Origin of the sequence: Pararoseomonas baculiformis, from assembly GCF_017813395.1 — a bacterium.
Classification (GTDB): Bacteria; Pseudomonadota; Alphaproteobacteria; order Acetobacterales; family Acetobacteraceae; genus Roseomonas; species Roseomonas baculiformis.
Map to the genome: position 1 here is coordinate 304,777 of NZ_JAGIZB010000002.1, position 14,166 is coordinate 318,942.

10 protein-coding genes are annotated in these 14,166 nt (G+C 68.2%); 5 read left to right on the forward strand and 5 right to left on the reverse strand.

Translation table 11 applies throughout. The annotated features are described in order from the left end of the window. Nucleotides 1-69 precede the first annotated feature (69 nt). From J8J14_RS25595 to J8J14_RS03530, 3 genes are all read right to left on the reverse strand, one after another. Complete coding sequence (locus J8J14_RS25595) at nucleotides 70-2,346, reverse strand: glycoside hydrolase family 15 protein (protein ID WP_342452373.1); 2,277 nt, start codon at nucleotides 2,344-2,346, stop codon at nucleotides 70-72. Continuing rightward, nucleotides 2,240-2,968: a hypothetical protein gene (locus tag J8J14_RS03525; RefSeq protein ID WP_209378061.1), complete on the reverse strand. Its 729-nt coding sequence runs from the start codon at nucleotides 2,966-2,968 to the stop codon at nucleotides 2,240-2,242. Before J8J14_RS03525 ends, J8J14_RS25595 begins: the two co-directional genes overlap by 107 nt. Nucleotides 2,969-3,104: 136 nt before the next feature. Further along, nucleotides 3,105-3,998, reverse strand: a complete 894-nt coding sequence (locus J8J14_RS03530) for a LysR substrate-binding domain-containing protein (protein WP_209378062.1) — start codon at nucleotides 3,996-3,998, stop codon at nucleotides 3,105-3,107. Between the two features lie 134 nt (nucleotides 3,999-4,132). Here J8J14_RS03530 and J8J14_RS03535 point away from each other — a divergent pair, with 134 nt between their 5' ends. Genes J8J14_RS03535 through J8J14_RS03555 form a run of 5 tightly spaced genes read left to right on the forward strand, consistent with a single transcriptional unit; the run spans nucleotide 4,133 to nucleotide 10,362 of the window. Further along, nucleotides 4,133-5,122, forward strand: a complete 990-nt coding sequence (locus J8J14_RS03535; protein WP_209378063.1) for a Bug family tripartite tricarboxylate transporter substrate binding protein — start codon at nucleotides 4,133-4,135, stop codon at nucleotides 5,120-5,122. Next, nucleotides 5,122-6,108 (forward strand): D-2-hydroxyacid dehydrogenase family protein, encoded by a 987-nt coding sequence (locus tag J8J14_RS03540; protein ID WP_209378064.1) that lies wholly within the window; start codon nucleotides 5,122-5,124, stop codon nucleotides 6,106-6,108. Before J8J14_RS03535 ends, J8J14_RS03540 begins: the two co-directional genes overlap by 1 nt. Continuing rightward, nucleotides 6,105-6,938, forward strand: a complete 834-nt coding sequence (locus J8J14_RS03545; RefSeq protein WP_209378065.1) for an enoyl-CoA hydratase/isomerase family protein — start codon at nucleotides 6,105-6,107, stop codon at nucleotides 6,936-6,938. The genes J8J14_RS03540 and J8J14_RS03545 overlap by 4 nt, the downstream gene beginning before the upstream one ends. Then, nucleotides 6,935-9,004 (forward strand): acetate--CoA ligase family protein, encoded by a 2,070-nt coding sequence (locus J8J14_RS03550; protein WP_209378066.1) that lies wholly within the window; start codon nucleotides 6,935-6,937, stop codon nucleotides 9,002-9,004. The genes J8J14_RS03545 and J8J14_RS03550 overlap by 4 nt, the downstream gene beginning before the upstream one ends. Continuing rightward, entirely contained in the window at nucleotides 9,001-10,362 is a 1,362-nt protein-coding gene (locus tag J8J14_RS03555; RefSeq protein ID WP_209378067.1) for an MmgE/PrpD family protein, read from the forward strand. The genes J8J14_RS03550 and J8J14_RS03555 overlap by 4 nt, the downstream gene beginning before the upstream one ends. A gap of 240 nt (nucleotides 10,363-10,602) precedes the next feature. Here J8J14_RS03555 and J8J14_RS03560 read toward each other — a convergent pair whose 3' ends face one another. Together J8J14_RS03560 and J8J14_RS03565 are read right to left on the reverse strand one after the other, a co-directional pair. Further along, entirely contained in the window at nucleotides 10,603-13,503 is a 2,901-nt protein-coding gene (locus tag J8J14_RS03560) for a PAS domain S-box protein (RefSeq protein ID WP_342452374.1), read from the reverse strand. Continuing rightward, nucleotides 13,493-13,699 (reverse strand): type II toxin-antitoxin system ParD family antitoxin, encoded by a 207-nt coding sequence (locus tag J8J14_RS03565; RefSeq protein WP_209378090.1) that lies wholly within the window; start codon nucleotides 13,697-13,699, stop codon nucleotides 13,493-13,495. The genes J8J14_RS03560 and J8J14_RS03565 overlap by 11 nt, the downstream gene beginning before the upstream one ends. Nucleotides 13,700-14,166: the final 467 nt, after the last annotated feature.

Consider the following 14,166-nt stretch of genomic DNA (forward strand, 5'->3'; position numbering starts at 1 on the left):
CTCCACTGAGCAGGTTAGGTGGCCCTGCGACATGGCAAGGTGAGGGAAGCGCGGGATGCCCTCGCCGGGTTACGCCGCTCCACGGGGCGGCCCTGGTCTGTCAAGGCACGGGACTGACCGGTTGCGGGTCTCTCGCAGGGCGCGGTCCGCATAGCCTCCCCGCACCGCCTCCACGCCGCCTGCCTCATAAAGATCCAGCATCAACGCGCTGTGGATCACGCCGAGATGGCTGAAGGCCTGGGGGAAGTTGCCGAGGAAGCTGCCATCCTCCGCCAGCTCCTCCGCCAGGAGGCCGAGATCATTGGCATGGCCCAGCAACGCCTCAAAGCGCGTTCGCGCCTCCTCGGCCCGGCCTAGCGCGAGCAGCGCATCGACCAGCCAGAAGGCGCAGAGCACGAAGCTGCCCTCATGCCCCTCCAGCCCGTCCTCCGTTCGGTAGCGATAGACGAGCGGCCCGTGACCGAGCTCCTCGATCACCTTGTCCACGGTGCGACCGAGCACATCATCCCCGATCGGAAAGCCGACCGCGGAGGCGAGCAGGAGCGCCCCGTCCACGGCCTCGCCCTGCATGACCTGGGTCAAGTGCCCGCCGCTCGGGTGAACGCCGTTTGCCCGCACGTCCTCCAGGATTGCCTCCCGCTCGGCGACCCAGTGCGCCCGTGGGCCGAAGAGCCGGATCGCGCGGTCCATCGCAACCCAGCACATCATGGCAGCATGCACATAACGCTGCTGTGGCTGACGAGGCTCCCAGAGCCCGGCATCGGGCTCCCGCCAGCATCCGGCGACAATGTCAGCCATGGCAGTCCCGATCTCGCGCAGGTGATCATCCAGCGTGCCGCCAAGCCTCACATAGAGGTCGAACAGATCGAGCACCTGGCCATAGACATCGATCTGGTGCTGCTCCGCGGCCTCGTTGCCGCAGCGCACCGGGCGGCTCCCACGATAGCCCTCAAAGTGGGAGATGCAGGTCTCCGTCAGATCGGAACTTCCATCCACGCTGAACAAGGGCGGCAGCTCCTCGAGCGCGCGGGTGCAGAGATTGCGCACAAAGCCGAGGAAAGCCTCCGCCTCATCCATCTGCCCATATTTCTTGAGCGCATAGAAGGACAGACAGGCATCCCGCAGCCAGCAGTAGCGGTAGTCCCAGTTGCGGATGCCCCCAATCTCCTCAGGAAGGGAGGTGGTGGGCGCGGCAACAAGGGCACCGGTGGGGCGGAAGGTGAGAGCCTTGAGCACCATGGCACTGCGCCGGACCGGCTCTTTCCAGGGGCCCGCATAGGCACCGTCAGAACACCACTGCGTCCACGCCTTCTCGGATTCCGCGAGCAGGCCGGAGAACTGCCTGATTTCAGCACCTTTGCGAGAGGTAAGCATGACGTGCCGCTCATCACCCTTTCTCAGGTGAAGGCGGGCGGAGGCATGGTCGTGCTCGGCCTTCCAATCGAAGTCACTCAGAAGATGCGGGCCACTTGGCCACAACATGACGCTGCCGGTTCCGACATTCAGTTCCGGGAAGGCGGTCGCGAAGCCCGCCAGCGGCTGGAAGCGAAGCAGGACATCAGCATCGCCGCGCAGGCAGCAGATCTGCCTCAGTAGAAGATCGCGGCCGGTCTCGGAGTCCGAGTCTCGCACCAGTGCATCAACCAGAAGCAGTTCGCCCTCGGGAGAAGTGAAGAGGGTCTCCAGCGTGTTTGTGTGGCCGCGATAGCGCCGTGTCACGTCGCAGCCAGCCGCGGGCCGGATCTGGAAGAAGCCGCCCCTCCTGCGGTCCAGAAGGCGGGAGAAGAGCGGGGGGCTATCAAATCGCTCAAGGCACGCCCAATCGATCGACCCATCGCGGGCCACAAGAGCACTCCCGTGCCCATCACCGAGTAAGCCGTAGTCCTCGATCGGCTGATAGTCACGCCGCTCCGGGCCGAGATCCGGGGCTGGGGAGAGCTGCCATGCAGTCCTTCGCTGGTGTCTCATTCCGAGAAGTAACCTGTCGGCAAAATTCGGGGGCTCAGGGTGGTCGCGGCATTTGCAACATGCAGGAACAAGCGGCGCTCCTGGAGTGGCAACGAGGGCGGGCCTCCTGGCCACGGGGCGGGGGGGCGCGGGTATGTCTGCATGCTGCACCTCTGTTCCGGCCGCCCCAAGACAGGGGCGCGCCGGTCGTGATTGATGCGGAGGCTTCGAATTGGTTCTGGGCCGCCTCAGTCTTGCTTGCGCGTGAGCCAGGCTATCCGGACGAGGTGAGTCATGTCGTCGTTCCCCGGATGGTCTCGCCTCCCTTTGCCTGACGACGGCGGCCGAACTGCGAGCGGAGCAGGCGGGAGATCTTGCCCGCGGCGCCGCGAACGGCATCCTCGGCGGTCGCGGCAACATGATCCGCGGCAACAGGCTTCGAGTGCCTCGGACGCGCCTCGAGCGCACAGCGCATGTCATTGGGCCCGGTCCCCGCGCGCTTGGCGTCGGTCACATGCGCCTCGACCCGGGTCAGGTGGGGCGCAAGGTGGCGCAGGCGCGCCCGGACAATCCGCTCCACCCGCCCGGCCAGGCGCTCCGTGCCCTCGACCGAGGAATCCGTGTTCAGGAGCACAGGAAGTTCGACGCCTTCGGCCGCCTCGTCCTCCGCCCCCTCGTCCGTGAAATCCTCGTCCTCGTCCTCGTCTCCGCCCTCGGCCTCGTTCTCGGCGTGGGCCTGGGCATCCCGGTCGTTGCGGGGGCGGTTCGGCTTGTAGGCACGGTCCAACTCGCTCGGGCTTGCCCCGTCTGTTGCGTGCGACTTGGAGGAGCGCATCGGGTCCACCGCGCTGTGCTTCTCGTCCCGCTCACCGCCCCCGCCGGAGCGCAGGCTCACGCGGGGGTTGGTGCTGACCGCATCCTCCGGATGGGCGGGCGGCGGATCGGGAATCGGCTTCGTGCGATCCTCATGGCTCGCTCCGGGGCCGCCCCAACGAATGGTGTTCGGGTGCTTCTTCGGCATGGGCCTCTCCTCTGTGATGCGTGAACGCCGACCTACAAGCGCTCGCGGGCGGCGGACGTTGCGCGTCAACGGACGCCGCATGCGGCCCCACTCCGCCCTACCGCCCGCTACGTGCAGAGTACGGGGTGCCGTAGGCTCAGGATGGCAAGGTGGTGCCGAAGGGCCGATCGCCCTCGGTGGAAGCTTCGCCCTCAAGCCAGTCGGCGAAGATCTGGAGTGGGATGTCGAGCCGCCCTGCAGGCAGGATCAGCCAGTAGCAGTCGCCGGTGCGGAGCGCCTTACCCGGCAAGGCGACGAGGCGGCCGGACGTGACTTCGCTGCGCACATAGCCGGGAGCACAGATGACGATCCCCAGCCCCTCCAGAGCGGCCTGGATGGCGAGCGTGGTGCTCTCGAACAGCAGCGGCTCGGCTCCTGCGGCCATCCCGTTCGCGCGCAGCCACATCGGCCAGTCGAGCCGTCGTACCTTGCTGCCCAGCAATCGGTAGCCCGGCTGGCCAGGACACCAGGTGCGGGCCAGGGAAGGCACCGAGAAGGGCGCCACCACGACCGGCTGCAACCGGCGGGCGGTCGGGGAGGGTGGCAGGTCATGTGGCGCCGTGCTGACCGCCGCATCCACACCCTCGCGCGCGAGATCCACGGCAGCTGTAGAGGTGCTGACCTCGACATCGATCCCGGGATGGTGCTGCCGGAAGTCGGGCAGTCGCGGAATCAGCCAGCGAAGCGCCCAGGTTGTGTAAGCCCGGATACGCAGCGGCTTGGGCGCTGATCTCAGGTGCTGGGTGGCGGCCTGCAGCTTTCCGAACCCGTCCCCAAGTTCTTCCGCGAAGCGTCGTCCCGGCTCGGTGAGGCTGAGTGCGTTGGCACCACGCCGGACAAGGGCGCAACCGAGCAAAGCCTCCAGGTCGCGAAGGCGCTTGCTGACAGCCGGTTGGGTCACCCCCAGGGCAGCAGCCGCGGCGCTCAGGCTACCGGTCTCCGCGACGAGATAGAAAGCCCAGAGGCTTTCGAAAGGCAGAGCCGACCGCATCCTGCAAGCATAACGTCAGGTTGGGGCAGAGCAACAAATTCTTGGACTTCACAGCACGGCGGCGGGCGGAGAGGTTGCGCTGAAGGCAGACCCGCAAGTGACGGGACGTAACTGCACTGGAGGAAACACAACCCATGAAGAACCGCCGTACAGTCCTGCGTCTCGCACCCGCCCTGGCCGCCCTCGTGCCTTTATGCCGCCCGGCCATCGGGCAGGGATCCCGCTTCCCGGACCGGCCGATCCGCGTGATCATTCCGTTCGCGGCGGGAGGCAGCAACGACATCGTCGGGCGCGTCCTGACCGAGAGCATGGGCGCGCGGCTGGGGCAGACCTTCGTGGTGGAGAACCGCGGCGGCGCGGGTGGAATACTCGGGAACGAGACCGTGGCCCGGGCGCCGAAGGATGGCTACACGATCCTTCTCGGCGGCAGCGGCAGCTTCCTCATCAGCAGCCTGGTGCAACCGCGCGTCCCTTACGACATCATCAACGACTTCGCGCCCATCGGCTTCGTCGGCAACGCACCGAACGTCATCACCGTGAGTCCCGGGGTTGAGGCGCGCAGCATGGGCGAGCTGCGTGATCTCGCGCGCCGCGCGCGGCCGCCGCTCTCCTATGCCAGCCCCGGGGTCGGCACCACGGGCCACGTGCTCGGGGCCCTGCTCGCCCTCACTTTTGAAGCCGAGATGGAGCACGTTCCTTATCGCGGCACCGGGCCGGCCATCACGGACGTGCTGGCAGGGCGCGTGCAGATCCTGACCAACGCTGCTGCGCCCTTGCGGCCGCATATCGCATCGGGCGGCCTGCGCGCCATTGCGGTCGCGGCGCCGCGCCGGCTCTCCTTCCTGCCGGAGGTCCCGACGACCGTCGAGCAGGGCTTCAACGACGTCCTCTCCTCCACCTGGTACGGGCTGCTGGCGCCGGCAGGTACGCCGGCCGACCGCGTCGCCGCTCTGCATCAGGCGCTGAACGCGACCCTTGCCGATGAGAGCGTGAAGCAGCGACTGGCTGAAGAGGGGGTCGAGATCGAGGCAAGTCCGACGCCGCAGGATTTCAGCCGCTTCATCGAACGCGATCGGCAGCGCTGGCAGCAAGTTGTCACACGCGCGAACATCCGGGCCGAGTGATGCCCAGGCCCGCTCTGCGCCGCGTCCTCGTGCTGGACGACTTCGGAGGGATTGCCGCCGGAGCGGCGGACTGGTCCGGCCTGCCCGCGGAGTTCCTGCGGGCGCCGGTTCCGGACGCTGAGCGGGTGGCTCGCCTAGCAGAGGCGGACGCCCTCGTGTTGATCCGGGAGAGGAGCGCCGTCCCCGCTAGCCTCATCGAGCAGTTGCCATCGCTGCGCCTCGTCGTCACTGCCGGCATGCGGAACCGCGTCCTGGACCTGGAGGCCTGCACTGCGCGCGGCGTCGCCGTCTGCGGTACGGACTCCCAGGCCTCCCCCACCGTGGAGCTGACCTGGGGGCTCATTCTGGCCCTCGCCCGGCAGATCCCGTGGCAGGAGGCACGCCTGCGGCAGGGCGAATGGCAGATGGGTGCCGGGCTGGGGCTGGAGGGCGCGACGTTAGGCGTGGCCGGTCTCGGCCGCATCGGGGCTGGTGTCGCCGCCATCGCCCACGCCTTCGGCATGCGCCTGTTGGCCTGGAGCCCGAACATGACGGCCGAGGTCGCCGCGGCCGCAGGCGCGACGCTCACGGACAAGCCTGGGTTGTTCCGCGGCGCCGACATCGTCTCGCTGCATCTCGGCCTCGGTGCCTCCACGCGCGGGATCGTCGGCGCGGCTGAGCTGGCGCTGATGAGGCCCGGCGCCCTGTTGGTGAACACGGCGCGCGGCCCGCTCGTGGACAAGGCGGCGCTGATTGCCGCGCTGGAGAGCGGGCATCTCGGCGGCGCCGCCATCGACACCCACGAACCGGAACCCATGGAGGCGGAGGACCCAATCCGCCGCGCCCCGAACACCATCCTGACGCCGCATCTGGGCTACGTCACGCAGCAGAACGCCCGCCGCTACTTCGAAGGTGCGACGGCCTGCCTGCGGGCCTGGAATGCCGGCCTTCCCTTGCCGCGGCCGCTGAACGACGCCGCGCGCGACAGCCAAGGAACCCTGCCATGACCCCGGATGAGCCTGTTTCGGACGCGATCCTGCTGGAAGCGGACGGCCCCGTGGCGGTGCTGACGCTGAACCGACCCAAAGCGCGCAACGCCATCGACGACGCCATGCGCGCCGACCTCATGGCCGCGCTGGACCACGTGGCCCGCACCGATTCCATCAAGGCGCTCGTCGTCACTGGTGCCGGTCAGGGCTTCTGCGCCGGCGGCGACGTGAAGTCGATGCAGGCACGCCTCTCGGTGCCCCAGAACGAGGTGGCGCTCAACGGTTGGCGGCGGCAGCAGCGCACGCATCACGCCATCTCGATGCTGCATGCCCTCCCTAAGCCGACCATCGCCGCCGTCAACGGCGCGGCCACAGGGCTGGGCTGCGACGTCGCGCTCTGCTGCGACTTCGTCATCGCGTCGGATGCCGCGCGCTTCGCCATGACCTATATCCTGCGCGGGCTGATCCCCGACGGCGGCGGCATGTACTTTCTGCCGCGCCGTGTGGGCCTTTCGCGCGCCAAGGAATTCATCTTCACCGGCCGCACCGTGGAGCCCGAGGAGGCGCTGCGCCTCGGCATGATTGACCGTGTGACGACGACGGAGGCCCTGCTCGGCGATGCCCGCGCCTGGGCCGCCGAGCTCGGCAGGGGCGCGCCGGCGGCTCTCGCCTTGAGCAAGACCATACTCGACCAGACCTTCGAGCTCTCGGTGGAGCAGGTCTTTGCCATGGGAAGCCAGGCCCAGGCCATCTGCTACTCCTCCAAGGAGCATCAGGAATCGGTCGCGGCCTTCCTGGAAGGCGTGGCCCAGCGCCGCGCCGCCAAGGCAAAGGGAGACGTGGCATGAGCGCGATCGCCGGCCTTCTGAACCCGCGCAGCGTCGCCATCATTGGCGCCTCCGCAGACCTTTCCAAAATGACCGGGCGTCCGGTGGGCTACCTGCAGAAATACGGATTCAGCGGCGAGATCTGGCCGGTCAACCCACGCGCCGAGACCATCGCGGGCCTGCGCTGCTATCCCGACATCGCCTCTCTGCCCGGCGCGCCGGACGCGGCCATCGTGCTGCTGGGCCCTGACCGGGCTGAGGCCGCCGTGCGCGACCTCGCCAGGAAGGGGTGCCTCGCTGCCGTCGTGCTCGCCAGCGGCTACGGCGAGGCGAACGAGGACGGCGCACGCCGGCAGGCCGCGCTGAAGGAGGCGGCCGCCTCCATGCGGCTCCTCGGTCCCAACACCATCGGCTTGGTCAACTTGACCGACCAGATGATGCTCTCGGCCACTGGCGCGCTGGAGGTGGGCGACCTGCCGGCAGGGCGGATCTCCGTCGTCTCGCAGAGCGGCGGCATCCTGGGATCACTGCTGTCGCGTGCTGCCGATCGCGGCATCGGCTTCGCCAAGCTTGTATCCACCGGCAATGAGGCCGACCTCGATAGCTCCGACCTGATCGAGCACCTCGTGGAGGACGAGGCAACGGACGTGATCGCCGTCTACTTGGAGGGATTGCGGCGGCCGGAGGTGTTCAAGCGGGCTGCGCGGCGCGCCGCCGAGCTTGGCAAGCCCGTCGTGGTGTACAAGGTCGGACGTTCTGACTCCGGGGCTCGTGCTGCCACCTCCCACACCGGGGCACTGGCGGGCGCGGACCGCGTCTATGATGCGCTGTTCCGCCAGTACGGCGTGATCCGGGCAGAAACCTTCACCGACCTGCTCGACATTCCGGCCGCCCTCGTCGCCGGGCGCAGGACAGAAGGCGACCGCGTTGCCATCCTCACCTCCACAGGGGGGGCCGGCACGCTGCTGGCGGACAACTGCGGCTTGGCGGGGATCGATGTGCCGGCGCCGGACGCGGCCACGACGCAGAGGCTGGCGACGCTGCTCAACGAGGACCCGGCGGCGGTCGGACGCAACCCCGTGGATGTGACGCTCGCCGGGCTCCGGCCCGAACTGTTCCGCGGCGCGATCGCCGCGCTGCTGGAGAGTCCATCCTACGACGCGGTCGTCGTGGTGATCGGCTCTTCAGCCCTGGCGACGCCGGACATCGTGGCCGGCGCCATTCTGGAGTGCCAGGCGGGCAGCACGAAGCCCATCCTGGCCTATGTAAGCCCGCACGCCCCCCATCTCGTGCGGCTTCTGAATGGCAAGGGCATCCCGGCCTTCGCAACGCCCGAGAGCTGCGCCTCGGTGCTGGGCGCCCTGCGCCGCCGCACCCTTCCGCCAGCGCCCGCTCCCGTGGCGGCCGACGCGGCACTGCTTGAGGGACTGCCCGCGGGCAACCTGAACGAGGCCGAGAGCAAGGCGATCTTCGCCCGCTTCGGCGTGCCGGTGGCGCGCGAGTACGCGACTGGCGATGCTGCCGGCGCTGAGGCGGCAGCGCGGGCGCTAGGCGGGGAGGTGGTGCTGAAGATCCTCTCCCGCGCCATTGCCCACAAGAGCGACCTGGGCGGCGTGAAGGTAGGCCTGCAGGCGGGGCAGGTGCCCGAGGCATGCGCCACCATGCTGGAGCGCCTTCGCGCGGCCGGCGCCCCGGCGCCGGAAGGTTTCCTGGTGCAGGAGCGTGTGCGAGGCGGCGTCGAGATGATCCTCGGCTTCCACCGCGACCCGCAGCTCGGCCCGGTGATCCTGCTCGGCTCAGGCGGCGTCGCGGCGGAAGTGTTCCAGGACACCGCCCTGCGCCTGCTGCCCATCGCCCGGACCGACGCAGAGGCGATGGTGGATGAGCTGAAGTCCGCGGCCCTCCTCCGTGGCTACCGCGGCGCGTTGCCGGCCGACATCCCGGCCCTGGTCGAGGCCGTGATGGCCTTCGCCGCCATGGCCGGCGCGGCTGGGGAGCGCCTGCTGGAGGCGGAGATCAACCCACTGTTCGTGCTGCCGGAAGGGCAGGGCGCATGTGCGGCTGACGGGCTGGTGGTGCTGCGGTGAACCCGAACCCACTGCCCGTGCTGGCGGCGCACGCCGCGGGCTGGCGGGATCGTCCCTGGCCGGCGGGGCTGGAGCACCATGCGCGGCGGGCTCTGCTCGACTGGTTCGCCGCAACCCTGCCCGGCACCGTCCGGCCGCCTGCCACGCTGATGGCGGCGGCCCTGGCCGACGAGCGCGGTGAGGGGAGGGCGGTGTGCTACGTCGATGGCCGCCGCGGCTCAGCGCGTCACGCGGCGCTGCTGAACGCGGTGGCGAGCCATGCGGTGGAGTTCGACGACATCCATCGCGATTCAGGGCTGCATCCCGGCAGCCCAACAGTCTCGGCCGCGCTGGCAGTGGCGCAGGCGCAGGGCGCCGGGATGGATGCGCTGCTGCGCGCCATGGCCGCCGGGTATGAGGTAGGCGGACGGATCGCGCTGGCCATCCAGCCGAGCCATTACCGTTACTGGCATACCACCGCGACGGTAGGCACGATTGCCGCCGCCACCGCGGCGGCGCTTCTGCTCGGGTGCGACACTACGCGGCTGGCCCACGCCATCTCCCTGTCGGCGACGATGGCGGGCGGGCTGCAGCAGGCGTTCAGGGGCGAAGGAATGAGCAAGCCCCTCCATCCCGGACACGCCGCCATGGCCGGGATTCTGGCAGCGCGCTCCGCCGCCGCCGGAGTAACCGGGGCGCCGGACGTGCTGCATGGCCGCGCCGGTTTTGCTGCCGCGACCAGCGAGGATGCCGGCAAGTGGGAAAGGGCGCTGGACGGGCTGGACGAGCACTTCGTCATCGGCGCAATCACCTTCAAGAACCATGGTTGCTGTGGCCACATCTTCCCTGCTCTGGACGGGATGATCGCCCTCCGCGAGCGGCGCCCTTTCAGGCCGGAGGAGGTGGTGAGCCTCCACATCGCCGGCTATCGTGCCACCGCCGAGATGTGCGACCGCCCTGCTGTGTCCACGGAACAGGAGGCCCGCTTCAGCGCGCAGTTCTGCGTCGCCACCCTCCTGCACCACGGCGCGGTGCGGCTGGACGCGTTCTCGGCGGAGCGCCTGTCGGACCCCGCATTGCACGCCTTCATGCCGAAGGTCTCTGTCAGCCTGGCGCCGGACCTCGCGGACGCGTACCCGCGCCGCCGCGCGGCCCGGCTGCGCCTTGTGCTGGCCGACGGAACGATCATTGAGCATGAACAGCCGATCCGTAAGGGTGACCCGGAGGATCCGCTGACCGACGCGGAACTGGACGCGAAATTCCACGAGCTGGCCGAGCCGGTGATCGGTCATTCCGCAGCGACGGCGTTGCGGCGCATGGTGCGGGACGGTGAGGCGCTTCCGGGCATACTGGGCGAGGAAGCCTCGGCCGCACCCTAGTATTTGGCAGGGGTCTTTGGGGGATCGGGCTAACGCCGCCAAATTGCAGGTCTCAAGGCGGCCAGGTTGGCGAAGCAAGGGCAATCAAGCTTGTGCGGCGGCCCCGCTGGTCTCGCATGGCGTCCCGAATGCACGGGCCCTTGTGACGCGGCACGTGCTGGCGGTGAGGCGGTCGTGGCGAAGCTGGGCGGGATTGTTGAGGCAGGATGATGAAAGCCGCCTCAGCAAATCCGCGCCGTGTCAATCTGCGGCGGGCTTGCCCGTGTCTGCCATGTCACTCGAAGCCGAACCCGAACCGAGTGGCACCTCCATCTCGCAGACCAACCCCGCCCTTTTCCATTGAAGGGACACGGCGCCGCCGAGCTGTCCGCGCAACGTTCCCTCCAGCACCCGCGAACCGAAGCCACGCCGGGTTGGTGGCTGGGTCACCAGGGGACCCCCTGCTTCGGCCCAGCGTAATCTCAGCACGCCCGGCGTGCCGGCGCCGAGATGCCAGGACACCGAAACGCGCCCTTCAGGCACGGACAAGGCGCCATGCTTGGCCGCATTCGTCGCGAGCTCATGCACGGCCATCGCCAGAGGCTGCGCCGTGCCGGGCGGCAGCACTACGGACGGGCCGTCCAGCTCGGCCCGCTGGCCGGCAAGGAAGGGGGCAAGCTCACCTGACAGCATTGCGTGCAGAGCGGCTCCGTTCCAGCGCTCTTCCGCAAGCAATGTCTGCGCGCGCGCCAGCGCCGTGACGCGGCCTTCCACCGCACGCGCGAAGGAGGGCACATCCTCCGCTCGCGTCAGTCTCAACATCGTCTGCACCACGGCAAGGGCATTCTTCGCGCGATGGTCCACTTCGCGCATGAGAAGCGTCTGTCGCTCCTCATGCACCCTGCGTGCCGTCACGTCGAGCAGCAGTGAGGCGGTCCGGTTCCGCTCGAAGGGATAGGTGATCACCTCAAACCAGCGGCTGAGCGGAGCGACATAGCGTTCGACATGTGCCGCTTCACCCGTCTCAGCGACCCGCGCGAAGGATTCGACCCAGAACTTCAGATCCTCCGCCGGGAAGATCTCACCGGCACGGCGGCCCAACACGGCCTCTCGCCGCAGGCCAGTCTGCCGCTCCCACGCGGTGTTGACCTCCAGAAACCGGAAATCCACTGCCCGTCCATCGGCGTCGTAGACGAGCTCGTCAACCTCGACGCCCTCCTGCATGCGCTCGAACAGACCGCGCCAGCGCGCCTCGCTTTCACGAAGTGCCGCCTCAGCCTGCTTGCGGTCATGAATATCGACCGAGGCCCCGAACCAGCGGGTGATCTTGCCGGTGCGGCTGTCGTGGAGCGGCTCGCCACGGACCAGAAACCAACGATAGTCGCCACCTCTCGATCGGATGCGGTGCTCGACAAGGAAAGGGCCGCCCGTTTTCTGCGCGGTCTCAAACCGCTCCATGGTCACTGCGGCATCATCGGGATGAACGAAGCTGGCGGCGACCTCTGCCGCCGTCGTCGCCTCGAAGGGCGCACCAGTATAGTCGGACCATTGCCGGTTGAAGAACTCCGCCCGGCCGCTGGCATCCGTGATCCAGACGATCTGTGGGACAGCGTCAGCCATCAAGCGGAACCGTGCCTCGCTCTCGCGCAGCTCCTCCTCGGCGCGGACGCGCTCGATATGCGCCCAGGCACGCTCGACCACGGTCTCCACGAGCGCAACCTCACCCTTCGTCCAATCACGCGGCGAGGACTGGTGCACCGCCATCATCGCCACGAGCCGCTCGCGCTTGACGAGCGGACAGCAGATGATCGCCTTGATGCCGATCGCGCTGAACATGGCGCCGCCATTGTCGTTGGATAGCTCCGCGTCCACGTCCCGGATGACAAGCGTCCGCCCAGTGCGCATGTCGGCTGCCGCGCGCGAGCCGAACAGGCCGAGGCTGTACTCTCCGGCACTGCTGGGGACGCCATTCGTCCAGTCGTCGCGGATGATGAACCGGTCGTTGTTCGCATCCACATCGGCGTAGGCGCAACGCGTCGTTTGAAGATGCTCGCCGAGAAGCTGGGTCGTCACCGCCATGACCTCGCGTGGCGCGGAGGCGCGCGATGTCGCCTCACCTAAGCGGTCGAGGAACTTGAACCGCTCTTCGCTCTCCCGCAGCGCCGCTTCGGCGCGTGCCCGTTCAACGGCGCCCCAGGTTTGCTCGGCGACCTCCCGTGCCAGGGCCAAATCCTCCTTCGACCACTGCCGGGGCTGGGGATGAGCCACGTAGAGATAGGCGGTCAGCCGCCCCTCCTTCACGAGCGGGACGATGATGAAGGCGCGGAGGGAGATGACGGAATAGGCAGCGAGCGTGTCCGGCGCCGAAGTCCGGACGTCCTCGTGGATGTTGTGCACGACCACGGCCCGGCCCGCCGCCATATCGGCGGCCATCGCCGGGCCATAATCCACCAGGCGGTAGCGACCGGCGCGAAAACCCGGGAGGCGGCCATCGTCGAACTCCCCTCCGGTGGTAGCATGCCCGTCGGCACCGACCTCCGCGTAGCCAGCCTGCGCCGCATCCAGGTGACGACCGAGCGCCTCGGCCGCGGTCGCCATGATCTCCCTTGGCGCGGAAAAACCGCGAAGCCTTTCCCCGAGTTCGAGCCGGAATGCCTGCCGGCGGTCAGCCAGCACCTTGGCCGTGATTTCCATGCAGGCGCAGAAGACACCGGAGACCTCCCCGGCCTCGTCGCGCACCGGCGTGTAGGAGAAGGCGAAATGAGTCTCCTCCGGATGGCCGTGCCGGTGCATCACCAGCTTGAGGTCGTCCATCTGGATAGGCTCGCCCGCGTAGCAGCGGGCCACGATAGGCTCGATATCCGCCCAGATCTCGGACCAGACCTTGTGAAAGGGCTGGCCGAGCGCCCCGGGGTGCTTCAGCCCGAGGACCTCTGCGTAGCTGTCGTTGTAGAGCATGGTCCTTTCGGGACCCCAGGCGATGAACATCGCCTGGTTCGAGGCAAGTAGCACGGCAGTCAGAGTCTTCAGCGGCTGAGCCCAACTCCCCGGGACGCCCAGCGGCGAGGCCTGCCAGGGATATGAGCGCATACGCGCGCCCATCTCGCCACCGCCTGCCAGAAATCCGGGGACAGGAGCCACCCGCCCGGCCTCAGCGGTCATCGAGCGCGACTTCGGCGCAGTCCTTCCCGGGAACCCGCATTCGCTGTTCCCACCTGCGCTCTTCCTCCTGGAGGAGCCGAAGAGCCGCACGCACAACCTCACTCGCGCTACGGTAGCGTCCTGCCGCGACGCGGCCGTCTATGAAGGCCTCGATCTCGGGAGTGAGGGAGACATTGCGCGTTTTGCGGGCGACCATGAAGGGTGTGTACAACCTGCCCTGGGTCCTTGTGTCAATCTTTGATGCTTAACTCATCCTCCATCTCGGCGTTTCTGCCCGTGCGGTTGGCCTGCCCTAACGCCGCACACGCTGGCCTGGTGCGCGCAGGCTTGGTGCCCAGCTTGCCTGGGCAACATTGCGTCTCCACGTCTCTGTCCTTACGACCTGTATGCCCAGCTGCGCATCCGATGGACCTGATGCGCCAGGGCTGTTCGGTGAGCGGGTTTCAGGTGCGCAGCAAGCGTGCCCGCCCATGCGTGAGCCTGGACAGCTCAGTCGTCAGGCAATCTTCCTAGGCAGCTTCCGCCTGATCGCTGTTCCGGAGGTGAGGTGACCTGGCGAAAGTGGTCCATCTGAGATTTTAGTTTTTCGGCGGATTTCCCCATGATGAATGAGGAGATTGGCCATGAAGAAACGGTTCTTGGTCGAGCAGATCGTGTCAGTAA

Coding starts and splice junctions, on each gene's coding strand:
- J8J14_RS25595 (WP_342452373.1), bottom strand. CDS start 2,346: ATGCCGTTCGCGGCGCCGCGGGCAAGATCTCCCGCCTGCTCCGCTCGC.
- J8J14_RS03525 (WP_209378061.1), bottom strand. CDS start 2,968: ATGCCGAAGAAGCACCCGAACACCATTCGTTGGGGCGGCCCCGGAGCG.
- J8J14_RS03530 (WP_209378062.1), bottom strand. CDS start 3,998: ATGCGGTCGGCTCTGCCTTTCGAAAGCCTCTGGGCTTTCTATCTCGTC.
- J8J14_RS03535 (WP_209378063.1), top strand. CDS start 4,133: ATGAAGAACCGCCGTACAGTCCTGCGTCTCGCACCCGCCCTGGCCGCC.
- J8J14_RS03540 (WP_209378064.1), top strand. CDS start 5,122: ATGCCCAGGCCCGCTCTGCGCCGCGTCCTCGTGCTGGACGACTTCGGA.
- J8J14_RS03545 (WP_209378065.1), top strand. CDS start 6,105: ATGACCCCGGATGAGCCTGTTTCGGACGCGATCCTGCTGGAAGCGGAC.
- J8J14_RS03550 (WP_209378066.1), top strand. CDS start 6,935: ATGAGCGCGATCGCCGGCCTTCTGAACCCGCGCAGCGTCGCCATCATT.
- J8J14_RS03560 (WP_342452374.1), bottom strand. CDS start 13,503: ATGACCGCTGAGGCCGGGCGGGTGGCTCCTGTCCCCGGATTTCTGGCA.
- J8J14_RS03565 (WP_209378090.1), bottom strand. CDS start 13,699: ATGGTCGCCCGCAAAACGCGCAATGTCTCCCTCACTCCCGAGATCGAG.